The organism is Microbulbifer maximicatervae (SeqCode), from assembly GCF_052467385.1.
In genome coordinates, this window is record NZ_CP174311.1 from 2,543,673 (window position 1) to 2,568,935 (window position 25,263).

Here is a 25,263-nt window from a genome sequence, read left to right on the forward strand (position 1 = left end):
CCCCTATCCTTAAGACCCCTGCTGTGCAGGCGCTTTGCCAGCCTGTTGATCGCCTTCAGCCGCCGGCAGCTGCTCATTTTCGCGCTCGCTGGCCTGTACCGGGGCTCCCGGGCGAATTTTCTGCAGACCGGCAACTACGACCCGGTCCCCGGCCTCGAGCCCATCTTCCACTAGCCAGCGATTGCCAATCGTACGACTAACCCGCACAGATCGCTGGGCAACCACATTTTCCTCATTAACAACCATGGCTGAGGTGTTGCCCTTAGGGTCCCGCGCAATTCCCTGCTGAGGTACCAGAATTGCGTCTTCACGGACACCACTACCGACAATTGCGCGTACATACATACCCGGCAACAGCATGGTGTCCGGGTTTGGGACAACTACTCGCAACAATACGCTGCCCGTTGAGGGGTCGACACTGGCTTCGGCAAACTCCAGCTTGCCCTGGTGTTCAAATTTGCTGCCATCTTCTAATAGGATTGTCACAGGTAGATGAGTGGCGTCGGCCAGTGTTCCCGCTTGAAGCGCTCGACGGAGGCTAACAAGTTCAGCTGCCGACTGGGTAACCTCAACATAGATCGGATCTAGTTGCTGCACAGTAGCCAAAGTTCCGGCCTGATTGGCCGTTACCAGAGCGCCTTGAGTAACAGTAGATTTGCCAATTCGGCCTGTAATCGGAGAGGTGACCCGCGCATATTCCAACTGGATTTCCGCCCTGTGCAGCTCCGCCTGAGCTGCGGCTACATCGGCTCGGGCCTCCTGAAGATCAGCTTCCGCAGCATCATTTTCCTGCGTGCTAACAGCACCATTCCCCACCAGGTTCGCAGTGCGCTCGGCTTTGAGGCGAGCAATGTTCATAGCCGCCTTTGCGCCTTGCAAACTTGCTCTGGCACTATCGACGTCAGCACGATAAAGAGCGTCATCTAGCTGGTAAAGCGGCTGATTTGCACTAACTTGGCCGCCTTCACGGAACAATTGGCGTTTTATGATGCCATTTACCTGCGGGCGAACCTCGGCCACTTTAAAGGGTGAAGTCCGCCCCGGCAGCTCCCTGGTAAGGGTGACGGATTCCGGCTGAAGTGTGACTACGGTCACTTGGGGGGCGATTCCCGGTGGAGCCGAAGCTTCCTCGTTACACCCCGCCAACAATGCGGAAGCGACCAAAAGGCTGGTGAGAGCTCGGGCTTTTAACATGGTTACCTCTAAAAATGACTGCGCAGACAAAATATTGGCAGTTAGCGGAATTTTTAAGTGACAAGGAAATCTGAGCAAAGTAGCGTGGCATTTTATGAGTACGTAGGAAATAGGATCAACTGTTCATAATCGTGCAATTTTCATCTAACATGCACTTTCACCCAGTATATTCAGGGGTTTGCACATAAAACCCCTTTGCACACTTGCGGTTAAACGCTGCAAAAATGAGCCAGAGTGAAACTAATAATTGATTAAAGAAGCCGCTGTTCCTTATGACCAAACGCAGAGATGAGCAAATTTTGACCACCCGTGAGCGTATATTAAACGCCGCGCTCAATGTGTTTCATGAATATGGAGTGTGCCGCCCTTCCCTATCTGAAGTCGCAAAGTTGGCTGGAGTTAGTTGCGGTGATGTTGCCGACCACTTTCACAACAAAACCGGTTTGCTACTCGCTCTGACAGAACGCATGGTACTACCCGGCGAACAACTTTGTAATAACGCCGGCGAGCAACTCAACGCCAATCCCCTCGGTACACTGCGAACCCGCTGGGTGTGGCTGTTTCAGGAAATTGCTTGTAACCCAGAGTGGCAGCAGGTACTTGAGATTATCTTCCATCCCTGTGAAGAAAAGGTTACCGAGAACAATGAAGCCCACTTGCGTATGAAGCAAGGGCGCACCCGCGGGCTTGAGCGAATGGCACAACTAATTGCCCTCGCAGTATCCGAGCGCCAACTGCCCGAAGATCTTGATACAGACCTCGCGATGCAGATGTTACACGGTGGCCTGTTCGGTGTGATTGAAACTTGGCTCTTATCCTCAAGAATTGAAGATATAGGCGAACTCGGAGAACGCTATATCGACTCTCTGATCGATATGATCCGCTTCTCCCCCACCATGCGCTTAAGTTCACAACTGGTCCACACCCTGCACTGACGCACCTTATCCTTATCTACTTCGGTGGGGCATACTGCTTTGCAGTTTTCGCCTCACCATAAATACCTTTTCTCTTTCACGCTCATTGGAAATCCCAAACTGGTTATTTTGGCCCTGAAATCATTGATTACCGCAAAGTCAAAGTTCTTTTTTCAGACAAAACAATTAACTTTTACTCATTAAGCCAATTTTGTTGAGTCAGAAGGCAAGTACTCTACCGGGAAACAGGCATGCTCTCCTTCCCCAATAGCCATAAAAAAAACCATGGCGCTGTCCTTATCCAGCTTCAATAGGTTCTCAAACTCTTCATCATAAAAAGCACCGGCTATAAACACGTCTTGTTCTAGGGAGTGTGCGTAGAGAAATATATTCTCAGATAAATGACCCGCTTCAAGGTAAGCCATCCGATAGATACGGGAATGACGATACTTGGACCAGAACCGATTAAATTTGCAGACAAAGCAAATATTAACTGCGGCACCCTCGGCATAGGGCTGACCGACAAGCAACCGGCGGATCTTATCATGGCTAACAGCATCGCCGACTTTGGTTAATCCATGATCAATCGGATTATAGAGGTAAATACCGGGATCAATCCCCTGTACCGAGTGCACTATCAGGTATATATCTGTAGCTTGTAAGGCGCCGCCAGCAGGGCTGCTGCGAAAATATCCAAAATAATTTATTTTGTCTGAGTGGGCCTTATAAAACTTTTCAACAAACGGAGAAGTACGAAATTTTACACAATGAAAAAGTATTTTTTCCAAAAGCTCACGTTTTAAAGTGGTACCCGGTACAAATTTTCGTGAAGAAAACCGGGTCCCAAACACAGACTCCAACTGATTGGTGGTAGGAAAGCTATTCAGTGGAATATCCACTTCTGGATAATTGTACTTGCCTTTAGCCTTTTCCGGCACCTGTTTACAGTAGTCAACATACTGTCCTACCCAAGATACCCTGGGATCTTCACTAGCCCCTTCTTTGCCCTCAGTCGAGGGCGGTAACGAAAGCTTGGTACCATAATGGTAAAACCAGGATAGTACATCCCAGCCCCATTGTTTCCGAGCTAAATCACCACTGATGAAGGCTCCATTACTTTGAAGGAAATCTGCTGCCTTAGTTTCTCCTGTCTGCACATCGGAATAAAATTTATCCAGAATATTTATGAGGGTTTCTTTATCCAAAGCCCACTGATCGTGATGAACAACATCCCACAAGATGACTTCATTTTCACTGAAATAGAGAAAGAAATTATCTAATAAAGCAGCGCCTTTCATCATCGATTAACCATCATATTTACTAGAAGTGGTAAAAAAACTAGAAAGGCAGAATCGCTAAATTCTTGATTTGTCTGTATTAGCCCTGAATGAGACGCCCCTCATTTTCAAGGGCCATCTCATTTTTTGTGAAAAACTACCTTCTATTAACAGGTAGTGTAGACTGTGACACAAACTCCCAGAGCATAGGGTGTTGCGTCTTCTATATATACCCTTTTCATGATAAATCCCTCCATTCAAACTACTTTAAATTACTCCTTCAACTGAGTACTAGTATAAAATGCACACATTTCCTAAATCGAATTGATATATGAGAGCTAATAAAATACTCAATTGCGCCTAAACTGAGTACGCTGATATGAAATTAAAAATTTACAGAAAGGTGCGGACACCTCCCTGTGTCCGCGTGACTGGGAGGCAATCAGGTTAGAAGCTATAAGTCAGCCCCATATAAGCTCGTCGGCCTGAATATGAGGAGCCCCAAACCCTATTTTCCTCGCCCCAATATCTATCCACTTTCTCTTCGGTAAGATTGATTATGGAGGCGGTCAATGTCAGGTTATCCATCAAACGATAAGACGCATTAACATCCAACTGATCGTATTCATCAGTGAAAGTGTTCATGCCATTGTGGAATCCGTCTGCATAGTCACTGCGATAATTGTAAGAAGCGCGAATGCTAAAGTCGGTATTTTCATAGTAGAGGGACAGGTTGTACTGGTCCTTCGAAGTGCCGGCAATTTCTGTTTTGGTCTTGATACCTTCAGAGTCGATCTCAGCCAGCTCTGTATCTGTGAAGGTATAGTTTGCATAGACTCCAAAGCCACTATCAAAGGCATACTGAACAAAAAGCTCTATACCTTGCGCAGTAGCATCAGTGCCATTGACCGGCATAGACATAGACACTGTCCGGATAACACCATCGATATCCCTTGTCACCATGGAACTGCCGTTGATTACAAACGAAGCAATATCCTTTCTGAACAAGGTCAGTCCTGCAGCAGAGGCATCATCGAAATACCACTCCAGACCCAAATCAAACTGATCAGCTCTATAAGGCTCCAATTCAGAATTGCCCGCATACCCCTGACTGAATGTTGAGCCGGGCAAAGGAGCGTGGATCACTTCAGAACCACCGAGATTATCGTATTCCACTCTCGCTACGACTCTGGCGAGAGCTGCGCGCATAACCAGTTCATTGGAGATATCCCAAGCGACATTAGCACTAGGTAAAATATCAGTGTTGCTGCTGTCACGAATATTGGGTTCGTCCTGTAAGACCCCATCAATATTGTCGTAGGTGCTCGCATACTGCTTGGTCTGGACTGCTCGAATGCCAAAGTTTCCGCGCAGGACTGCCGAGGCAAAATTCTGCTGTACATAAGCAGCCGTAATTTCCTCACCAACCCGGTAAACCTGATTTTTCTCGACGATTACCTTAGGGTCACCATAGGTTGCGTATAGAAACTCTTTTAACTTATCAAACTCCAGATAAGCGAAATTTGGCACATTCACACCGCCGATAATATTATCGAGAGGGCCGCTTGAAAGGATATCGATTGTGTCGGGCACACCATCGGGATCAGTGTGGAATGAATCACTTGGCCACCAGGGGTAACAAGCTCCATCAACATCACCCCAGTTAATCGTTGGACAGGGAGGATTATCATCATCCCAGGATTGTTTGGTGATGCGGCGGTTTATCTCGTGGTCCCGGTACTTAACCCCAACATCCAGGGAGGTAAGCCAGGCATAATCCATATCGATGGAAACGTCCAGCTGGTAGTAACTCTCCTCGTCCTCGCTGCTGGTCCAATGGGATGAGAACCAGTCATATAAAGGATAAGTGTTGGGATCTCCCAGATCTGCACTGGTATCAATTTCAGCAGTACCACTGCTGAGATCCCAGCTCCAATCGGTTGCAGTGCCATAACGGGAATTGACTGATGCAAACAATTTCTCAGAGGGGCCGCCCTCTGCACTGGTATTACCGACTACCAGACGAGCACTATATCCATCTCCCTCGTAACTGATATTGAAATCCAGCGTGTCCGAAACATATTCCGCTCGTGTGTAGTCACCAGCTACCTGTGGAGACTGTAGCTCTGCCTGGCCCCGATCGAGCATACCAATACCGAGAAGAGTATCACCATCTTCATCAAACTTGAGACTGCCCGGGGCTATTGCATCCCCGTAGTTCCACTCAGGGAATACGATACGATAATTCTCTGAGTTGCCGCCCAGCTCAAAGCGGAAATAATTGACACCAAATTCCAGCTGTTCTACCGGACGCCATTGGGCACTTAGCTGCATGCCATCCCGGGTCCGTTCCTCTTCCAAGACACTACCGACAACGGCTCGCGGCGCATAGAAATCCCGGTATTCATTACCATCGATATCCACCATCGGCCCCCTGGCCTCTACGCCAGTCTGGGGGGACTCATCTCCCTGCCAACCCCAGTTTTCTACCGAGGTGCTAATTACCCGGTTCTGACGATCCTGCTTTGAGTATCCAAACAATACGCCAAAGGTTTCCTGATCATTTTTCCATGAGTAAAAACCGGTGTACTGAGGTTCGTACTCCCCAGTAACATCAGCATAAGTACTCTCAATGGATAACATGCCCTCCCCGGAATCCAGGTCCAGTGGCTTGCGGGTGTGTAAAATTACAGTACCACCTATCCCGCCTTCATCCAGTTTTGCTTCTGGACTTTTATACACATCCGCTCGGGAAATCATCGCTGAGGGTAGCAACGCATAGGAAAATGATCGGGATGGATCATCGCCGGGAGTAGCTATGTAGTTTCCATTTAGCTGGGTAAAAGTGAGCTCAGGTGCAGTTCCTCGGATACTTACTTCGGCACCCTCGCCGCCGCTTCGAACGATGGATACTCCCGGAACCCTCTGCAAAGAGTCTGCAACATTCTTATCGGGGAATTTACCCATATCTTCAGCGGTGATTGAGTCTACTACCGCATTGGAAAAACGCTTTACATCGAGATTTTTCTCCATGCTCCGGCGAATACCCAATACCTCTACTTCCTCTAGCACCAGACTCTCTATATCAGATTCACTGGTGCTCTGGGCATTTGCCATACCAACAACACTGCACAACACTAGAACACTTACGGACGTCCGCAATAGATCTAGCTGGCGATTTGTATTTAAGGGTATCTCTCTCATTGCTCAAATTTCTCTTTTATTATTTTTTTCTAGCTTTCCGTTCACCCTAAAAGCCCGGCATATCATTTGCCGGGCCAACGGAATATGCCCTACTCTTATCGATCCAGTTCTGTCTCGATATTTTTATATGTGCGTATAGCGCTATAGCAAAAAGCGTCTTTAGCTATCCAAGCCAAGTCGCTTGAGGACTTCAGGGGGTGCTCCAGGGAAACTCGCCATTGGTCGGTTACCCACATAACCGATATCCGCCATACCTTCCTCGGTGGTGTAGAAAGCGGTGGACACGAGAACTCGAACTTTGGCAAAGAAACGAGCACCAGCCTGGAACTCTGGCTTCGCCGTGCGAGTCCACTTGATATCCTCACAGATGGCTACTTTTTGAGGTTCATTCAGATCGACAAAGGAACCTCCAAATCTGCGCTTGGACTCACCCTCCAGCCAAACAACCCCTCCCCGAATCGTGACAAGATCTGCTTTATTATTGGAATATGGGGCGCTGACATATTCGTTGATGTAGTGATGGGCCCCTACTGAAGAGGCACTCGGAGAAGTTTCATCTGCGGGAATAATGACGTCGCACAGTGCTGCCAATACCGCTAACTCACCCATTTCAAGCTGCATCTCCCAAGGCACAACGGGATTAAGGAGATCCGGATCTGTCGGCGTGCCCCTGGCAAGAGTCTGCTTCGGGGCGTCCAGGTTCTTTACTACCGGTTCAGCCGCTGGCACCTCCTCTTTCACTACAACTTTTTGCGCTACTTTCTCAGAACAGCCAATGACTGGAACTGCAGCAGCGGTGGTAGCAATCAAACGCAGGGCGTTGCGCCGACCCAGATTGGTTTTTTCCTCGCTCATATCAGATATTCCTCTTCTTGAACTGGTCCACGATGTAGTCGCAGGTGCGCCAGGCCAGCGCCATAATGGTCAGGGTTGGATTCTTATCAGCATTGGAGACAAAGGGTGCGCCGTCAGTAAGGAAGAGATTCGGTACTTCCCAGGACTGGCAGTAAGGATTGAGCACGGAATCATTCGGATTTGAGCCCATGCGTGCGGTGCCGACTTCGTGAATAATCGCACCGCCGTTGATAATTGCCTTGGCACCGTCGGTTTGCACGGTAGAGGTGACCTTACCGCCCATACCTTCAATGATTTCAGCAAAGGTTTTGTGCATGTGAGCGGCCTGGTTCAATTCCTGGTCACTCCATTTCCAATGGAACTTCAACACCGGGATGCCCCACTGGTCTACCTGATCCTTATCAATTTCACAGTAGCTGTCCTCGTTGGGAATCATTTCCCCGCGACCGTCAAACCACACAAAGGAGCCGTAGTAACGCCGGCAGGCTTCTTTCAAGTCTTTGCCATAAGCGCCACTGGTAAAATCACCCATACCGCCGAAAGCACCTGCGCCCGGCATACTGCGACCACCGCCGAATTCAATGTGGTAACCACGGGCAAAATCCAAGTCACCACGTAATTGTTCCTTGTACAACCACCAGGGCATATACATGTGCATCGCCGATGCGCCGTCCTCGTTGTGGGCAGGCAGACTCTCCAAAGCGGGAATCTGCCCGCCGATACCAGCTCCCACTGTATCCATCAGGTATTTCCCTACGGCACCGCTGCCATTGGCGATACCATCGGGGAATAAAGTGCTTTTGGAATTAAGGAGAATGCGCGAAGTTTCAGCTGCACTGGCTGCAACAACCACAGCGCGGGCACTGGCAAATCTTTCCTGACGGGTATCTTTATCAATATAAATAACCCCGTTTGCCTTACCTTTTTTATCAACGGTAACTTCACGCACCATGGCATCAGTAATGATATCCAGGTTGCCCGTCGCAAATGCCGGTGGCAGTAGTACAGTCGTGGACTGGAAATTCGCCTTAATTGAGCAACCGCGCCCACAGGGCGTGGCCCAAAAACAGGCTGCGCGAGATTTCATTGATTCCCGGGTGACGTCCTGAGCCAATTTATTGTTTGGGAATAATTTCTGCGGAATATTTTCGTGATCCAGACGCTCACTGAGAATAGCCAGGTGAGAGGGAATTACAGGGATCCCCAGCCTATCGCACGCTTTTTTGGCCAGAAGTTCATAGGCACGGGGCTTCGGGGGTGGCAGCAGTACTCCTTCGGAGGAGTCAGGAGTGTTTTCTAACCCCTCGTTAGTACCATAGACACCAATGAGCATCTCGGTTTTATCGTAGTAGGGAGCGAGATCGTTGTAACTGATCGGCCAATCAAAACCGAGCCCATCCCTTGAGTAGGGTTTAAAATCATACTCACCCATTCGCAGGGAAATCCGTCCCCAATGGTTCGTACGGCCACCCAGCATACGAGCACGCCACCAGTCAAAACGGCGGCCTCTTTCCCTGGAGCCCTGAGTGTAGGGTTCGCCGGGTACCTGCCAACCTCCGTCAACCGTTGCATCATAGAAACCGAACGGCTTTTCCGGTGTGCTCCCCCCACGCAAAGGCGCATCTTTTGGGAGGTTAAACATTGGGGTTTCCTTAACCGGGTCATAGGATCTCCCCGCCTCCAGCAGTAGAACCTTTAGCCCTGCAGTGGCTAGTACATAGGCAGCCATACCACCGCCAGCACCAGACCCAACAATCAGTGCGTCATACTCTTTCTTCTCGAAGTCATCATTCGGCATCGCCTCTCTCCTACTTCATCAATTATTTTTGCTTTACTCGTTTAATTTTAAATAACTTATAAGATAAATCTGTAACCGGTTACATTTTTTGTCAAAAATTTTTACTTATCCGTTACATCTAATGCCTAACTTATGTTTTTTTAACCAAAAAGATTAATTTTTATGAATATTTTTAACGAACCTAGAAATCCCTAAACACTTTGATCAAAAAATGAGAGTAACCGGTTACATTTTCAATCAAATAATTATCACTTACTTACCATATAGCTCACCCTGTCGCGACAAGCGCAGCAAAAGCTCTTTCGTTGCTTTGATCCCCCAGTCTTCATCGCCGGCGCCTTCATACTCAATACCGATATACCCCTTATAACCCGCCTTTTGAATTATCCGCAGCATCCGGGCAAAATCCGTATTGGTCTCATTTCCCCGCTTATCAAATGAAAAACTCTTTGCGCTGATTCCGCGGGCAAAGGGCATCAACTGCTCTACTCCCAAGTAGCGGTCGTAGTCACCAAAGTTTCCAAAGTCTGGCAAACTTCCACAGTTCGGCATATCCACTGACTGTAATAACTGGGATAACCAAAGTCCGTTTGAGGAATAGCCACCGTGGTTCTCCACCACGATATTGATGTCGAAGTCCAAGGCAAACTCTGAGAGGGCTCGCAGCCCATCTCTACAAGCAGAACTAACCTCCCTGCTACTACCCTGTCCGCCAGCATTCACTCTGATAGAGTGGCAACCCAAATATTTGGCAGCTTCAACCCACTGGAAATGGTTTTCTACCGCTTGTTGTCTTTCGCTAGCATTTGGGTTGCCAAGATCACCTTCTGCATCAACCATAATCAAAAGGCTTTTAACCCCGTGATCTATTGCACGCGATTTCAACGCTAAAAGAAAACTCTGATCCTTGGCCTTATCGGCAAAAAACTGATTGACATACTCTACCGCGTCAATTGCAAATGCCTTTCTTGCCTTAATAGGGAAATCCAATACCTTGAGAGCGCCACTTCGCAATTGCCGATGCAGGGACCATTGGGCCAGGGAAATTTTCACAGGGCCACCCGGGGTATTGGTAATGATTCGCCCACTATTGCCAAACAAGGGGGCGGTAAAAGCAGCTGCAGCCAAGCCTGCACCAACCTGTAGCAAAGCTCTACGCTTCATTCCCGCTCCCCAGCTTGGAGTAGATTGCCAGACAAGTTACCTGGGGAATCTTCTCTAGTGCCATCCTTATCGCTTTGATGCAATGAGCGGCGGAAACCACTAATCGCTCCTCCAAAGTCTTCTCCCAGACGGCGGATCTTGCCACTACCAAATAGTAGAACCGCTAACACAAGAACAATAAGTACCTGCCAAATACCCACGCCTGAAATACCCATGATTTACAGCTCCCGAATTCTGATATTGCGGTACCACACTTTGTCGCCGTGGTCTTGTAAAGCAATAAAGCCACTCTCACTACGGGCAAAATCGGGGTAAGAGGAAAACTTACTGTTGGCAAGACGTGTATCCCAATCTTCAGACCAAAGTTCATAACTGACAATCATGCTTCCATTCAGCCAATGTTCAACCCGGCCATTCTCCACTCGAATACGCGTTTTATTGAATTCTCCCGCCGGCTTTACCTCATCTTCGCTGGGTGCATACAAGTCGAAGACTGATCCCGCGCTGTGGCTCAGTTTTTCCAGTTCGGGAAAAGCACTGTTATCAAGTACTTGGTATTCCATACCTGACATCCAGACTGGTGCATTGCCACCAGCTACCCGATAAATAATGCCGCTGTTGCCGCCTTCAGATATCTTCCATTCCAGTTCCAGCTCAAAATCAGAAAACTTCTCTGCAGTGACGATATCCCCCGCTCCACCAGCAGTGAGCACCAGGTTGCCATCAACGACCTGCCAAGCCTCTCCTACATGAGAGCCATTGGCACCGGTCCAACCCTGCAACGTTTTACCGTCGAATAAATGCCTCCAGTCCTTATCCGCTTGTATACCGGACTTTTCCGGCATCCGTTCACAACCCCCTAGTGTGACTAGTAGTACTGCAGAGGCCAATAAAGACGTGCAAAATTTTGTCCCAGTGAATTTTTTCATCGTTGTTATCTCCACATGAATTGGTGTTTATCTAATCAGTTTGCCGCGATGGTTTTACATCCGCACTTTATTAATCCTGATAGCGGGCCGTACTTCCCCTTGCCACTAAATCAAAGGGCAAAATAGTTCGGCTCGCTTTTAACTGTTTTCCATCAATAATGCGGCGCAAGGTTTCCATCGCATATCTGCCCAGCTTCTCTGCGGGCTGGTCAATTGTTGTCAGGGGCGGGTCCGTAAATTGCGAAAACTCAATATTATCGAAGCCCGCCACCGACACATCCGCAGGCACCTGCAAACCCATTTCCTTCGCTTGATGAACAGCGCCAATAGCCATTTCATCATTCATACAAAAAATGGCAGTAGGCGCAGAGGCTAAAGAGAGCAGTTTTTTTGCACCCTTCGCACCAGACGGCATAGTGAATTCTCCGTTTACAACCAGGTCAGAATTCAACTCGAGACCGTGCCGTTGCATCTCCTCCTCAAAACCGGCCAGGCGATCACGCACAATCGGACTATTAAGCGGGCCGGTCACTATGCCGATCCGGCGGTGACCCAGCTCAATCAAATGGCGAGCCATGGCTTGCGCCGCGCCGGAGTTATCCAGTTCAACAACCGGATAGCGGTCGTCTTCAGCAATGCGCTCACACGCATTTACCATTGGAATCGACGCTGCTAAAGCTGCATCTTTCTCTGCAAATGGATAGCGGCTATCCAGTTGAATAAGCCCATCTGCCTGATTCGTCAGCGCCATTCCCGCATAGAACTGCTCATGAGCTGGTTCGCCCTTGGTATCTCCCAGTAAAACGGAGTAACCCTGGTCTTGAGCTGCCTTTTCTATCCCTCGGATGACTTTGGAAAAAAATGGATTGGCGATATTTGGAACCAGAACCATCACTGCAAATGACTTACCGGAACTAAAGTTTCTCGCCAACATATTGGGCCGATAACCGGCCTCTTCCACCGCCTTCAGCACCCGCTCCCTGGTCCGCGGAGAAACCATTTGCGGGTCTTTCAGGGCTCTGGACACGGTCGCGACGGAAACACCGGAGCGACGTGCAACTTCGCGAATATTTGACATACTTTTCCGTTACTTTGTTGTTAGTAGTCGACTATTTTCGCACAAATGGAAAACGCCTACTGGTTGCCTACTGCAGTGACACCTTGCACTTTGCTCGCAGCCTGCCTACGATCCCAAATCCAGATAAACGCAAAAATCGGCAGCAAGATAAGGGGAACCATGGCCAGTGACTGGAATGATTCGATAGAGGCAGTTGCCAACACAGCATCCAGTTCATCGCCCGTTAACTTTTCAAAGGCTTCCAAACCACCGGCAGCCTCAATCTTGGCGCTGTCAAAAATTTCTCCAAGCTTCGGCAGAACAAACTGAATAGACATTCCCCCAGCAAACCCCAGCAACCCCAAAAACAGTGCGCCACCGCGTACAAAACGCTCGGATACCGTAGCGAGCATGGTAGGCCACATATAGCAGACACCGATGCCCCAAACTGTTGCCGCTAAGAATGCAGTTACCGGGGTTCTCGCCATTCCTAAGCAATAGAGGCCAACAGCTGCAAGTAAACTACTGAGCCACAAGAGTCCAATGGGAGAGAGTTTTTTGGCCAGCCTTCCGGCAAAGTGGCGCATTACAAACATCAACATGCTGACATAAACCAGAATGAGAATGCCCTTCATACCGACTACTCGAGAGAGCGTCAGGTCAACCCACTGCCCTGGAGCCAGCTCTGTTGCAGCGGTTAGCCACATACAGATCCATAGCACGATAAACATCGGCTGCCTGAAAACTTCTTTAAACATCTCGCCATAACTGATGCCAGAGGAAACCCGTTCAGTTACCGGGAATTCCGTTCTGGACACAAGCCACGCCATGACCACAGCCGGTAGGGCCAAAACAATCAGGTTCAACTGCCAGGGAAGTTCAAGCGCAGAAATGGCTAACCCTAGTAATCCGCCCACCACAATCCCGGCAGGCCACCAGGCATGTAGTACATTTAGCCGCTGAGTTTTATTTTCAGGGTCAACCGCTGCAACCATTGGGTTACTGGCAGCCTCCACTGCCCCCCAGCCCAAACCGGTAAGTAACAGCCCCGCAAGAACCAAGTTCTCAACGCCCTCCCCGGGGGTTACTAAGGATGCTGCAATAATAAGCAGACTGCCCAACACGTAGCCTATTGATGAGAGCATTAACATCCGTTTGATACCGACCAAGTCCACCAATGCGCTGCCAAATAGCAGGGTTAGGGCAAACCCTGTAAAGGTAAATCCAAGCGCTTCTCCAACCATTGCGGTGGAGTTGGCAAGATCAATATGATCATAAATGTCCGACTGTAAGTTGCCGGCGATCGAAGCCCTCACAGCAAACCCAAGACCAATCATAAAGATTGACAGATTTCCTACCAGGAAGACGTTCCTGTGCAAAGCCTTTGTCTGTGTACTCATCTATCCAGTCTCCGCATGATTTATTGTTATTCGTTGTTCACTGGGATTGGCAAAAATTAGTCCAGCCCTAAAATCCTACGATTGCGAGCGCGATCTGTTTCAGCACCGGCAAAATCATCAAAAGCTTTGTCAGCCACGGTTATCAGGTGCTCTCGAATAAATGGTGCACCCTCGCTGGCCCCCTGCTGTTGATCCTTAATGCAACACTCCCATTCCAATACCGCCCAGCGATCGTAACCGTACTGGGTCAGTCGGCTAAAAATCCCACGAAAATCTACCTGACCATCCCCCAGGGAGCGAAAGCGACCGGGGCGGTCAATCCAGGGGGCGTAACCGCCGTATACTCCAGCCCTTCCACTCGGGTGAAACTCCGCATCTTTCACATGGAAAGCCTTGATTCGCTCGTGATAGATATCGATAAAGGCCAGGTAATCCATTTGCTGCAAAAGCAAATGGCTTGGGTCATACAAGATGTTGGCTCTAGGGTGATCTTCCACCTCGTAAAGAAACCGCTCGAAGGTCAAGCCATCATGCAGGTCTTCACCGGGGTGCAGCTCATAGCAGACATCGACCCCCGCGCTGTCAAACGCATCCAATATCGGACGCCACAAACGGGCCAGTTCGCGAAAACCTTCTTCAACCAACATCGCTGGGCGCTGGGGCCATGGATAAAAAGTGTGCCAGAGTAAAGCGCCGGAGAAAGTTGCATGAGATTTGAGCTTCAGGTTGGCACTGGCCCGAGCTGCAAGAACTAACTGATTGCTCGCCCACTCTGCACGGGCTTGCAAGTTTCCGCGTACTGCCTCTGGAGAAAAAATATCCAGCATTTCCTTATAGGCTGGGTGAGCTGCGACCAACTGCCCCTGCAAATGCGTAGACAATTCAGAAATCTGTACCCCAACCTCCTCACAGATTCCCAGTACATCATCACAGTAAGCTTGGCTTTTACTGGCCAGCTCAAGGTCGAAAATCCGCTTGTCCCAAGTGGGAACCTGGATGGCTTTGTACCCCAGGTCTGATGCCCAACGAGCCATAGATTCAAGCGAAGCTGGCTGTTCGCTCGATGGGAGAAACTGGGCGAGAAAAATTCCGGGCCCCTGAATTCTGGGTGCCTTCATTTATTGTTATCCTTTTTACTGCTGTACTTATTAATTCTGTAACCAACCCTTTCCAAGCGATTGGTTTGCACCTTTTGAGAAAACTCTTCAAAAGGTAACTGGCCGCAGGCCGACACCGGCACCTCCCTGTGCCGTACTAGCTGCCGGACGCCCACCCTGCCAGAGATACCTAAATTCTGTGAGGTTAGACCTAGCCACTCACTTCCAATAAGGCGCCAGGGAAACCCATGAGGATTTTGCGCGACTGCTCTCCAGCACACCGCGCACAAATGCCATTGCGCGAACACCTGCATCAATGTTGCCAACGGCAGGACTGTTCTTTGAAACTACCCCCTCGCGGCGGCCTCGGACTTGACCAGCAAAATCGCGATAGATATTGGCGAAGGCCTCTATATAGCCCTCCGGGTGCCCTTGAGGTGTCCGGCAGAAAGACCTGACGCCTCCATCCAGATACTCACAATCCGCACCGGCTTTCCAAATCGCCACAGGCTGCCCCCTGCGCTTTACTAGCAATTGGTTTGGGGCTTCCTGCTCCCAAAACAGCGAACCGTCTTCACAGTAAACGCTGATATTCAGGTTGTTCCCCTCTCCTCCACAGACTTGACTGGCTGTAAGTGTTCCTCGGGCGCCCTGATCTAATTTAAATAGCGCTGCACCGTCATCATCCAACGCTCTTTCATCAACTACCGCTTGCACGTCTGCGCAGACTTCAGAGATATGCTGGCCAGTAAAAAACTCCACCAGATGATGAGCATGGGTGCCTATATCCGCAAAGCAGCCACTTTCTCCCGAACGTGCAGGATCTGTTCGCCAACTCGCCTGCTTACTTCCCGTGGAATCACCGGCTAGTGCCAGCCACCCCTGCGGATAGGCAACGGTAACTCGTCGAATAGACCCCAACTCTCCCCTGATCAGGATTGCTCTCGCTTGCATAACCAGAGGGTAAGCAGCATAAGTGTGGGTCAAACCATAAAGATGCCCGCTTTGCTCCACCTCCTTTTTAAGCTCAAGTGTTTCTTCCAAAGTGGAGGCGGCTGGCTTGTCGGAGAGGACATGGAATCCCGCCCGCAACGCAGCAATAGAAACGGGTAAATGGAGATGGTTGGGAGTTACTACAGATACAAATTCAACTCGATCATCAGTACTGCGACGGGATTCCTCTTGGAACATCTGTTGATAGCTTTGGTAAATCCGGTCCGGGTGAAGCCCCAGCTTGTCACCAGTTTTACGACTGCGTTCGGAATCGCTACTAAAGCAGCCGGCGACTAGCTCTATCTCACCGTCGAGAGCTGCTGCCATCCGATGGATTGCACCAATAAAAGCACCCTCTCCACCGCCAACCATGCCCATTCTTATTTTTTTAACCAAACCCCATCCCCCCGGGCCACTCAAAGAACCAGCTGAATAAACAGCCTATTTATTTTTATTTCCGTGTTTTGTAAGCGGACACGCTGTTTCCAGATCGCAGTTTTCGTAGCACTCCACCGTTTGAAACAGAATGTAACCGGTTACATTTCAATTTAAGATACAGAAAAAAAATGTCTTTGCAAGTGAAATACGCTGTTAATATCGCCTTATTGGACTCATAGACTGATGGCTCGACGCTGAAATACTAAGCAAATCACCTGATTGGCAAGCCCATTTTCTGGACAAACTCAGCCCAAGAGTGCCACTTCAGCTCGTCGCTTTGCCATTTATTACAAATAGCTTGATGACCAACTGACTGCGACAGCAAGCTACCTATCGCTTCAGGTTGAGGATGCCGAGACTTAGCTTTTGAGCGAACCCATTTCCCGGCTTCCTTTGCAGCTTCCACGGCGAGACCCCAGTGATTCGGCCAAACCGCCAAGAAATTGGCTATATCAAAGCTGTGGATGTGGTATGGACGCGGATAGTTTAACTGCACAAGAGCATCCCCATCCGGCCCTGGAGCGTCAGTTTTCCAACCTGCGTAAACACCCCAATGGCAGCCGGCTGCCCAATCCTCAAACCCGGTCATACAATTTGCCAATCTATCCAGGGTATCCCGGATTAACGCCCTCTCTATGGGCGGGGCCACCCTCATGTCAACCACACCAGAGCGAAACCTGGGGTGCTCTGGATTGAGGGTGAGTATCCAAAGTCCCTCTCCACTTTCCAGCGGGTGATATGCCACTACCATGTCCATCAGGAAGGCTGAGATTGGAGGGGTATTAGCACCCTTAGCCAGCAACATATGTAGGGGCCGAACAACTTGGCTATCACGCACACCTTGAGCTGGCACTCCAAGACTTTCGAGTATTGCTGCATTGCCCGCCCCGCATGCTGAGAGAACCAACTGGGGTTTTATTTGGTGGGAACTACCACCGATATCGGCAGAGACCTCAGTCACGCCACCACTATCTTTGTCGAATTTTCGGATACTCCCTTTCACCAACTTCTCGCTAACAGGAGCACTAAAACGACGATAGGCTTCAGCGCCGTCAAACATGAGGTCATCAGCAAATCGAAAGCACTGATGCGATGGCAAGCTAGTTGTTACCAGAGGAGCTGGTATCGGCACCTCTTCCACTGGAATACCCGCCGCAATCCAGTTGGGCTCGACAGTATCTAAAAATTCTCGGGGAAGCGCGGCATAGAAATCTGTTATGTGGCTATCAACACCATCTCTCTCCAGTTGTGTGCGCCAAAACTGTGCGGCCTTTAAGTAAGCCTTGGCCGCACTTGGGTGTGCCGCATTCCAGCCTGAGGAGAAATAGCCATGAAAGTGTAACGACTCAGCATCGTCTAACCCCTGATCTATTGCCAGCACAGAAAAATCTGTTGATAGCTCTCGCAACAATGAAATCGCTTGAATTCCGCCCCCTAATACCAGGACGTCTACGTCTACCGTTTTAGCCATGGTCAGCCTCAAACAAATCCTATCTATCACCACTTAGCAAAGGCTGGCCTTCTGTCAACTTTTGAGACCTCAGCTCATTCACCTAGGTGACACTTTTTTGAAATTCAGATTAAACACAGAACTTGGTTAATCCGTTCCAGTTATATCCTCGTAAAGAGATTGTCGCTCAGCTATGAAGCTGGCGGCCTAAAAAACTGCGAACACAAGGAGCAAGGAAATGAAGAGCTTATTGAGAGGTATAGGAATTGTACTGTTTGCACTCAGTACCCAGGCCGTTCTGGCAGATGATGAACTGGAAACGGTTCCCTATGTCGATGTGAATCAGTATCTCGGCAAGTGGTATGAGATTGCCCGGCTACCGCAAATTTTCCAGCCGGCTTGTACTGCGGTAACAGCGGACTACGGCCTCAATGATGATGGATCTATCAGTGTTTTCAATTTTTGTCGAATCTTACACCCAAAATATGGGTTCCCGATCAGTGTTCAGGGTACTGGAGTCCCCATTGATGAGACGAACAGTAAACTCGCTATCACCTTCTTTGAGGGTAAAGCTGCCGGCGACTACTGGATACTAGAGCTAGATCCTGGCTATCAGTGGTCACTCGTTGGTGATCCAGACCGCTCCAGCCTCTACCTGTTAAGCCGCACTCCCCAGCTGGATGAAGCTATTACAGACTATCTACTAGACCTGGCAGTTACAAAGCATGGTTACAACATTGACCACATCATCATGACCCGCCAGCTTACTGAGTAAACAAGAAAGCGGGTGTCACACTTCTGGCACCCGCCACTTAACAAGCTACATTAACTTTTAATTAATTCTTTATAATCAATAGGTTAGCTCATTATGTTAATGTATTTTCTTATATTTTTGTGTGCTTTATGTTCGCCAGAGCATTCCCATCAGCTAACAACCCATATCAGTTATAGTTACCACTCCATTTAATAGAGCACCCCATACTTGGCAGCTGCTTTTCCGGCCCTGCCCCAGTCTCTGCGATCAACTTCATTGCATTGACCAGCTCCCTGGTTCGGCCTGCCGGGTTTCCCATTCCCGCATCATCGATTCTGCCTCGATATTGGAGCTCTCCATCCTTATTCAGCCCGAAGAAGTCCGGTGTACATACCGCTTGGTAAGCTCTCCCTACGGATTGATCTTCATCAACCAAATAGGGGAAAGTAAACCCATGGTCTCGGGCAAACTTCGCCATATAAGGAGGACTGTCAATCTGGTAATCGCGATAATCGTTTGACATAACGGCCAGAACATTAATGCCCAGCCCTTGTAGTTCTCGCACATCCTCAGCTAAACGATTTGCAATCGCCTGAACATAGGGGCAGTGATTGCAGATAAATGCAATCAACAGCCCCTTGCTTCCCAGATGGTCCGACATTCGAAAGCTCTTGCCCTCAGGGTCTTTCAAGGTAAAGTCTGGGGCTTTCCATCCGAAATCACATACTGGTGTATCTAGTAACATTGCCCGATCCTCTCTTGGGTTCTAAGTTAGCTTTCGATCTCAAGTACGCTCTTGGCAAAGGGAGCGTAAATTTTTGCGACCTCTTGAGCCATCTCATCTGGATAAACAAAAAAATCACCCGTTGTTAGTGCCTTCATAATGCCATCGAATACGATGCTCGCTGGAGGGGCTCCCTCTCCCATACCTGCGGAGTCGGCCATATCCGTCTTGATTGGACCAGCAATAACACTGATAACTTGAGTCCCCTGCTCGACCCAGGCCTCCCTCAAACCCTGAGTTACTGCATAGGCAGCCGCCTTTGAGCCGGAGTAACCAGTAAATGGGAGAAAATTTTTGATGGATGCCAGTGAGTTCATTTGGACAAAGACACCCCCACCATTAGATTTCAAAACAGGGCCAAACGCTTTGGCCAGGTTTATCAGTGGGTAAACATTGCCCTCCATTTGATACTTGAAGCTCTCCACAGCATCATCGTCCAAGGGTGTCGATAGCTTCACTACGCCCGCATTAGAGACAACCAGATTGACATCACCCGCAACCTTTACAGCGTTTTGAATGGTTTCTTTACGTGAAAGATCAAATTCAATGGGGACGACCCTTTCACCATACTTTTGAACGAGCTGCCTCACCGAGGCTAGGTCGCGAACAGCGGTATACACTTTAACCGCGCCCGCATCCAACAGCCCCTCTGTAATAGCCTTGCCGATACCTCGATTTGCCCCTGTGATTAATGCAGTGATATTGCTAGCTTGAAGAGTCATTTCGTATACCTCAGTTACTTAAGCCGAATAAATTCAAATTTCGATTCGCAACACAGTTGCGGGCTCCGCTACGAATTGTTGATGGCCACCCCATGTCTCCTCAGTGAGGGCTGGATGGCCAATCAAGCCCAGGCCAGAAATCAGGCCACTGCCTCTCCTTCGGGAGTCCACTCATTAACTGCAAAGGCACTATCCAGGGCGGTCTCGGCAATGTGATTTGTATAATTGGACATAACTTTTAAAGCGGTACCTAGAACCACTTCCAGTATGCTCTGCTGCGTGTAGCCAGCAGCAAGGAAAACGCTAACTTGTTCCTCCGTCGGCCAGCCACGGCTTTCATTCACTACCGCAGAAAATGTACGTAATGCCTCAAGCTTTTCATCTGCAATCGGTGTGTTACTACGCAATGCTTCAATTATTTCCGCTTCAACACCGGCCATTTGGGAAATGGATGTGTGAGCAGCCATACAGTAACGACACCCGTTCAGGCGGTTGTTTGTCATTAAGATGATTTGGCGCTCTGTCTCGGAAAGATTGGTTTTATCGAAAATTCCCGCCAAGGTCGTATAACCCTCAAGTAATACGGGGGCCTCTGACATAGTTGCGAATAGATTGGGCACAAAGCCCATCGATTTCTTAGCGCCTACAAGAAGAGGCTGAGCAGCAACAGGAGCGGATTCAATCGTGTGAGTCTTGAAAGTAGCCATCATATTTCCTAACTAGATAGTTTCACTTGTTTGTAGCGATCGGTCCAAACCTCGTTAAAAAATAAGGGGAGACACCCCTGTAAACTGTATGTACCGATTGCTACAAACAATACTAATGAGTTTGTACCGATCGGTAAATATGATTTATATAACTATTTGCTATGCATTAATGCCTACTGAGAATGAACAGAAAAAATATGAAGCCCCATCCAATGCAAAATTGACAGGAGGATCAATGGAGGTCAGGAGAGGGAAATCACTGTGCAGCGCTGGCGGCAACCCAAAGGACGGCGCCAAGGCCCTACGAAAAGCTTTCAACACCAGAAGAAAGATCAGGTCAACGCAGCAAGTCTAATGCCTGCACCTTAATTCTGGAGAGGCTTCCCTTATTAAAAACTCCACGTGCCAACACTCGCAAGCCGACTAACAGAGTCAGTAAACTATTGGCGCAGACTTCCGGGTCTACTCGATCAGATATCACACCTTTCTCTATCCCCAGGCGAACCTGCCTTGCAAAAAATGACTCGGTATCCCGCAAGCCCTTTTTTACAGCATCCCCAATATCGCTATCCAGGTTAGGCATATCAAGTGCGGTATTAACCAAAAAGCAGCCCTTCTTTTCCGGATCTGCAAGGCTTTGTTCAATTAGGGAGTCGAAAAGCTGACTGATAGCGCCGATAGGATCTTCCAACGACTCAAGCCGGGCCATTACGTCGCGCCGCTGCTCTCTCTCATACTTGAGTAAACTCAGGGTAAAAAGCTGCTTTTTACTGCCAAAGGCATTATAAAAGCTCCCTTTAGTCAGCCCAGTAGCTTTGAGCAGGTCGGCCAGAGAAGTCGCTTCAAAGCCTTTCTTCCAAAAGGCTTCCGTCGCTTTATCGACTGCTCTATCGACATCGAAACTTTTCTCCCAAGGCATAAGCACCTCACCTCAAACAAATCTACTGGCCATGTTACCACTGTTTGGACCAAGTGGTAAAAACACGATTCGCAGATACTGGCACTCGCCCGATATTCGCCTATTGCTCCGAAATCAAAACATCATTTTTGCGGTCGCAGTGATTATTGGAGCAACACTTCTAGCCGAGGAGCGCTCACTCGAATTAATAAAGTGGTAACTGGTGCAACTTCATGACCCTAAAAGCCTTCAAAGTCATCAAAGTGGTTCTGACCTATTAGTCAAATTGCTTATTTTTAACGCTTTTTTACAGTTGCAGTTACACAATAGTTATGATGACCATACATACTCAAGCCTTCAAAACGAGAAAAAATGCCTCAATTTTACATTCAATAGGAAAGCTATTTTGCTAAATACAGTGTTAAAGAAAAAGATCCATCTCTGATTAGAGGTATTTCATGCCCTTTGGAGCTTTCAGCCTTTATACTTGTCCTAAGCTATAGGTCGCCGAGCCATAAGGGCCGGACGCCTATGAAGTAGGACGTATAAAGAGACTCCCTATGCTTACCAATCGGATCGCCGCTTACTTTTCCGGCTTCTTGGTCATTGGCCTTCTTTCCACAAGTGTTCTGGCAGAGCCAGAGCGAATAGCCCCCGAAGAGGGTCAAGGTGGTACTGCACAAGAGATAGTCAGCAAACTTGAAATGCTGCACTACAACAAAATCAAAATCGGCGACGAAATGTCCGAGAACTTGTGGAACGAGTATATCGATGCACTCGACCCCACTAAAAGTTACTTCCTCGCCTCTGATATCGACGAATTCCGCGCGTGGGAAGCGGAGATGGATGACCAGCTTCGCGCTGGTGATGTCACCGCTGGGTTCAGTATCTACAACCGTTTCCGCCTGCGTATGGGGGATCGGCTAGATAATATTCTGTCCCAACTAGAGAAAGGCCTGCCCGCCTATGACTTTTCTCGGGAAGAGACCCTTGAGCTGGATCGAGAGGAAAGCCAGTGGCCCAACTCGATCAGCGCTGCAGATGAACTGTGGCGCAAGCGCTTAAAGAGCAGCATCCTGAACCTTCGCCTTACCGGTAAGACCGATGAGGAAATTCAAGACCTTCTTGTGCGCCGCTATAAAGGCCAGAAGAAGCGCCTCGAGCAGCAGAAGAGCGACGACGTATTTGAGCTCTATATGAATTCGCTGACTCGTCTCTACGATCCACACAGCAACTACCTGTCACCGCGCTCATTGGAAAACTTTAATATGAGCATGTCCCTCTCCTTGGAGGGTATCGGTGCTGTGCTGCAGGCAGACGAGGAATACACCAAAGTTGCTCGCCTGGTACACGGTGGTCCAGCCGATCGCACTGGCAAGATCAAGCCCAACGATAAAATCGTGGGTGTTGGCCAGGATAAAGAAGGCGAAATGGTCGATGTAGTGGGCTGGCGCCTGGATGATGTTGTCGACTTGATTCGCGGCAAGGCCGGTACCTATGTTCGCCTGGAGACCATCCCCACTGGTGGTGACGGCACTCACAAGACTATCTTGATCAAGCGCAGCAAAGTGAAGCTTGAAGATCAGGCGGCCAAGAAGGCAGTGTTTGAATTCTCTGACGGCAGCAAGAATTACAAGATCGGTGTGATTAACCTGCCGACCTTCTATATCGACTTCGATGCCTATCGCCGCCGCGACCCCAACTATAAGAGCACCACGCGAGACGTTGCCCGTCTTCTGAGTGAACTTAAAGAGGAGAAGGTTGACGGTATTATCCTGGATCTTCGCAACAATGGCGGTGGTTCACTGCAAGAAGCCACCATGCTCACAGACCTGTTTATTGATCAGGGTCCTGTTGTGCAGATCCGCCATGCCAACGAGCAGATTTCCCGCCACAATCGCTCGCGCTCCCGCGCCATGTACCGCGGGCCGCTGATGGTATTGATTAATCGCTTGTCGGCCTCAGCATCCGAGATTTTTGCCGGTGCAATCCAGGATTACAACCGAGGCCTGGTAGTGGGTAACCAATCCTTTGGTAAGGGTACTGTGCAAACTATGGCTCCCCTGAAGGAAGGCCAGTTGAAAATTACCCAGTCCAAGTTCTACCGGGTTTCCGGAGACAGCACACAGCATGCGGGTGTGAAGCCGGACATCGATATGCCACAGTTGATTGATGCCGAAAATGTGGGTGAGAGTGCTTACGATACTGCCCTGCCCTGGGACCGTATCCACGCTGTGCCTCATGCGAAGTATTTCAACTTGAAGATGCTGATCCCGAACTTGATTACCAAGCACAACAAGCGCACGGAAACAGATCCAGATTTTGTTTTCCTGCGCGATCAGTTCAAGTTCGACGCCGAGCGGGCTGACAAGAAGTATGTCTCTCTCAACGAATCAACTAGAGAGAATGAGCGCAAGTCCGTTAATCAGCGATTGCTGGATATGGAAAACCGTCGCCGCAAAGCTAAAGGCCTTGAACCCTACGAGAACTTTGAGGCATACGAAGAAAGCGAATCTGAAGAGGTGGCTAACATTGGTGGTCCTGTAGAGATCAAGTTGGAAAAAGATCCAATTTTGAATGAAGCGGGCTATATAATGGCGGACTTTATCGGCCTGGCCGATAAGGCCAGCAAGGCCCCGCCCCAGGTTGCCAACTTCTAAATACTGATAGGCACTGGGCGCGGCGTGCGCCCGGTCCGCGAACTAACTCTTAGGTCGGGCTAGCCCGACCTTTTTTATTTTGGGGGAAGAGATGAAGGTTGTTTCCTTTAACGTCAATAGTATTCGCACTCGCCTGCACCAGATGCAGGCCCTGGTAGACAACCATCAGCCCGATATCATCGGCCTACAGGAAACCAAAGTCACCGACGAAGATTTTCCAGTAGATGCGATAAAAGACCTGGGCTATGAGCTGATTTATTTTGGCCAAAAAACACACTACGGCGTTGCCCTGCTCTCACGCTTGCCTTTTATTGATCGTGAATACGGTTTCCCAACGGATGCCAGCGACGCCCAGCGCCGTATGGTTGCCGGCAAGTTTGATATCGGCGGTCCTGAGCCCCTCACGGTTATTAATGGCTATTTCCCGCAAGGTGAAAATCGCGAGCACCCGGTTAAATTTCCGGCAAAGCAAAAGTACTACGCCGACCTGGACACCTACCTGCAAACCACGTGTAAGCCGGAAGCGCCTGTATTGGTGATCGGCGATATGAATATTTCACCCAGCGACCAGGATATTGGTATTGGTGAACCCAATCGCAAGCGCTGGCTGCGCGATGGCAAATGCAGCTTCCTTCCAGAAGAACGCGAGTGGCTTCAAAAAATTGAAGGCTGGGGGCTCACCGACACCTTCCGCGCACAAAACCCAGAAACAGACGATGTATTCAGCTGGTTCGACTACCGCAGTCGTGGGTTCGATCGCGAGCCCAGACGCGGCCTGCGTATCGACTTGATTCTAGCCACCAACCCTCTTCTGGAAAAATGTGTCGGGACTGGCGTGGACTACGATATTCGGGCTATGGAACGCCCATCAGACCACGCTCCTGTATGGGCCGAGTTTAAGCTATAAGCACAGGTTACAGCCCGCTGGTTCAGTGGGCTATTTTTAAGACTATGAATATATGGTTTTC

21 protein-coding genes are annotated in these 25,263 nt (G+C 49.2%); 4 read left to right on the forward strand and 17 right to left on the reverse strand.

Annotated elements, in window-relative coordinates; genetic code table 11:
• Positions 1–9: 9 nt before the first annotated feature.
• Positions 10–1,194 (reverse strand): efflux RND transporter periplasmic adaptor subunit, encoded by a 1,185-nt coding sequence (locus ACJJIR_RS10665; protein WP_444908356.1) that lies wholly within the window; start codon positions 1,192–1,194, stop codon positions 10–12.
• 272 nt (positions 1,195–1,466) lie between these two features.
• Here ACJJIR_RS10665 and ACJJIR_RS10670 point away from each other — a divergent pair, with 272 nt between their 5' ends.
• The gene (locus ACJJIR_RS10670; RefSeq protein WP_444908357.1) at positions 1,467–2,129 is read left to right on the forward strand and encodes a TetR family transcriptional regulator; all 663 of its coding nucleotides are present in this window, start codon (positions 1,467–1,469) and stop codon (positions 2,127–2,129) included.
• Positions 2,130–2,308: 179 nt separating this feature from the next.
• Here ACJJIR_RS10670 and ACJJIR_RS10675 read toward each other — a convergent pair whose 3' ends face one another.
• From ACJJIR_RS10675 to ACJJIR_RS10730, 12 genes are all read right to left on the reverse strand, one after another.
• Positions 2,309–3,409 (reverse strand): SagB/ThcOx family dehydrogenase, encoded by a 1,101-nt coding sequence (locus tag ACJJIR_RS10675; RefSeq protein ID WP_444908358.1) that lies wholly within the window; start codon positions 3,407–3,409, stop codon positions 2,309–2,311.
• A 423-nt stretch (positions 3,410–3,832) separates the two neighbouring features.
• On the reverse strand, positions 3,833–6,589 hold the full coding sequence (locus ACJJIR_RS10680) for a TonB-dependent receptor (RefSeq protein WP_444908359.1): 2,757 nt from the start codon (positions 6,587–6,589) through the stop codon (positions 3,833–3,835).
• A 159-nt stretch (positions 6,590–6,748) separates the two neighbouring features.
• The gene (locus ACJJIR_RS10685; RefSeq protein ID WP_413665737.1) at positions 6,749–7,444 is read right to left on the reverse strand and encodes a gluconate 2-dehydrogenase subunit 3 family protein; all 696 of its coding nucleotides are present in this window, start codon (positions 7,442–7,444) and stop codon (positions 6,749–6,751) included.
• Between the two features lies 1 nt (position 7,445).
• Positions 7,446–9,242: a GMC oxidoreductase gene (locus tag ACJJIR_RS10690; RefSeq protein WP_444908360.1), complete on the reverse strand. Its 1,797-nt coding sequence runs from the start codon at positions 9,240–9,242 to the stop codon at positions 7,446–7,448.
• A gap of 252 nt (positions 9,243–9,494) precedes the next feature.
• On the reverse strand, positions 9,495–10,406 hold the full coding sequence (locus ACJJIR_RS10695; RefSeq protein ID WP_444908361.1) for a sugar phosphate isomerase/epimerase family protein: 912 nt from the start codon (positions 10,404–10,406) through the stop codon (positions 9,495–9,497).
• Positions 10,403–10,621: a twin-arginine translocase TatA/TatE family subunit gene (locus tag ACJJIR_RS10700; RefSeq protein ID WP_444908362.1), complete on the reverse strand. Its 219-nt coding sequence runs from the start codon at positions 10,619–10,621 to the stop codon at positions 10,403–10,405. Before ACJJIR_RS10700 ends, ACJJIR_RS10695 begins: the two co-directional genes overlap by 4 nt.
• 3 nt (positions 10,622–10,624) lie before the next feature.
• The gene (locus ACJJIR_RS10705; protein WP_444908363.1) at positions 10,625–11,335 is read right to left on the reverse strand and encodes a 3-keto-disaccharide hydrolase; all 711 of its coding nucleotides are present in this window, start codon (positions 11,333–11,335) and stop codon (positions 10,625–10,627) included.
• Positions 11,336–11,405: 70 nt separating this feature from the next.
• The gene (locus ACJJIR_RS10710; protein WP_444908364.1) at positions 11,406–12,413 is read right to left on the reverse strand and encodes a LacI family DNA-binding transcriptional regulator; all 1,008 of its coding nucleotides are present in this window, start codon (positions 12,411–12,413) and stop codon (positions 11,406–11,408) included.
• Positions 12,414–12,469: 56 nt separating this feature from the next.
• Positions 12,470–13,792 (reverse strand): MFS transporter, encoded by a 1,323-nt coding sequence (locus tag ACJJIR_RS10715; RefSeq protein WP_444908365.1) that lies wholly within the window; start codon positions 13,790–13,792, stop codon positions 12,470–12,472.
• A gap of 56 nt (positions 13,793–13,848) precedes the next feature.
• Positions 13,849–14,910, reverse strand: a complete 1,062-nt coding sequence (locus ACJJIR_RS10720) for a sugar phosphate isomerase/epimerase family protein (protein WP_444908366.1) — start codon at positions 14,908–14,910, stop codon at positions 13,849–13,851.
• A gap of 198 nt (positions 14,911–15,108) precedes the next feature.
• Positions 15,109–16,278, reverse strand: coding sequence for a Gfo/Idh/MocA family protein (locus ACJJIR_RS10725; protein ID WP_444908367.1), 1,170 nt, complete (start codon positions 16,276–16,278; stop codon positions 15,109–15,111).
• 253 nt (positions 16,279–16,531) lie between these two features.
• Entirely contained in the window at positions 16,532–17,791 is a 1,260-nt protein-coding gene (locus tag ACJJIR_RS10730) for an FAD-dependent oxidoreductase (protein WP_444908368.1), read from the reverse strand.
• Positions 17,792–18,008: 217 nt separating this feature from the next.
• On the opposite strand from ACJJIR_RS10730, the gene ACJJIR_RS10735 reads away from it, so the two are divergent.
• Positions 18,009–18,545, forward strand: a complete 537-nt coding sequence (locus tag ACJJIR_RS10735) for a lipocalin family protein (RefSeq protein ID WP_413665728.1) — start codon at positions 18,009–18,011, stop codon at positions 18,543–18,545.
• 166 nt (positions 18,546–18,711) lie between these two features.
• Here ACJJIR_RS10735 and ACJJIR_RS10740 read toward each other — a convergent pair whose 3' ends face one another.
• The 4 genes from ACJJIR_RS10740 to ACJJIR_RS10755 all read right to left on the reverse strand — a co-directional run bounded on the left by ACJJIR_RS10740 (position 18,712) and on the right by ACJJIR_RS10755 (position 21,656).
• On the reverse strand, positions 18,712–19,269 hold the full coding sequence (locus tag ACJJIR_RS10740) for a thioredoxin family protein (protein WP_444908369.1): 558 nt from the start codon (positions 19,267–19,269) through the stop codon (positions 18,712–18,714).
• A 26-nt stretch (positions 19,270–19,295) separates the two neighbouring features.
• Positions 19,296–20,030, reverse strand: coding sequence for an SDR family oxidoreductase (locus tag ACJJIR_RS10745; RefSeq protein WP_444908370.1), 735 nt, complete (start codon positions 20,028–20,030; stop codon positions 19,296–19,298).
• Between the two features lie 140 nt (positions 20,031–20,170).
• Positions 20,171–20,737 carry a carboxymuconolactone decarboxylase family protein gene (locus tag ACJJIR_RS10750; RefSeq protein ID WP_444908371.1) on the reverse strand — a complete coding sequence of 189 codons (567 nt, stop codon included), beginning with the start codon at positions 20,735–20,737 and terminating at the stop codon, positions 20,171–20,173.
• 337 nt (positions 20,738–21,074) lie between these two features.
• A complete protein-coding gene (locus tag ACJJIR_RS10755; RefSeq protein WP_444908372.1) occupies positions 21,075–21,656 on the reverse strand; it encodes a TetR/AcrR family transcriptional regulator in 582 nt (193 codons plus the stop codon).
• Between the two features lie 539 nt (positions 21,657–22,195).
• Here ACJJIR_RS10755 and ACJJIR_RS10760 point away from each other — a divergent pair.
• Positions 22,196–24,295, forward strand: coding sequence for a carboxy terminal-processing peptidase (locus tag ACJJIR_RS10760; protein WP_413665723.1), 2,100 nt, complete (start codon positions 22,196–22,198; stop codon positions 24,293–24,295).
• A 91-nt stretch (positions 24,296–24,386) separates the two neighbouring features.
• Positions 24,387–25,202, forward strand: coding sequence for an exodeoxyribonuclease III (gene xthA / locus ACJJIR_RS10765; RefSeq protein WP_413665722.1), 816 nt, complete (start codon positions 24,387–24,389; stop codon positions 25,200–25,202).
• The last annotated feature ends 61 nt before the right edge of the window (positions 25,203–25,263 follow it).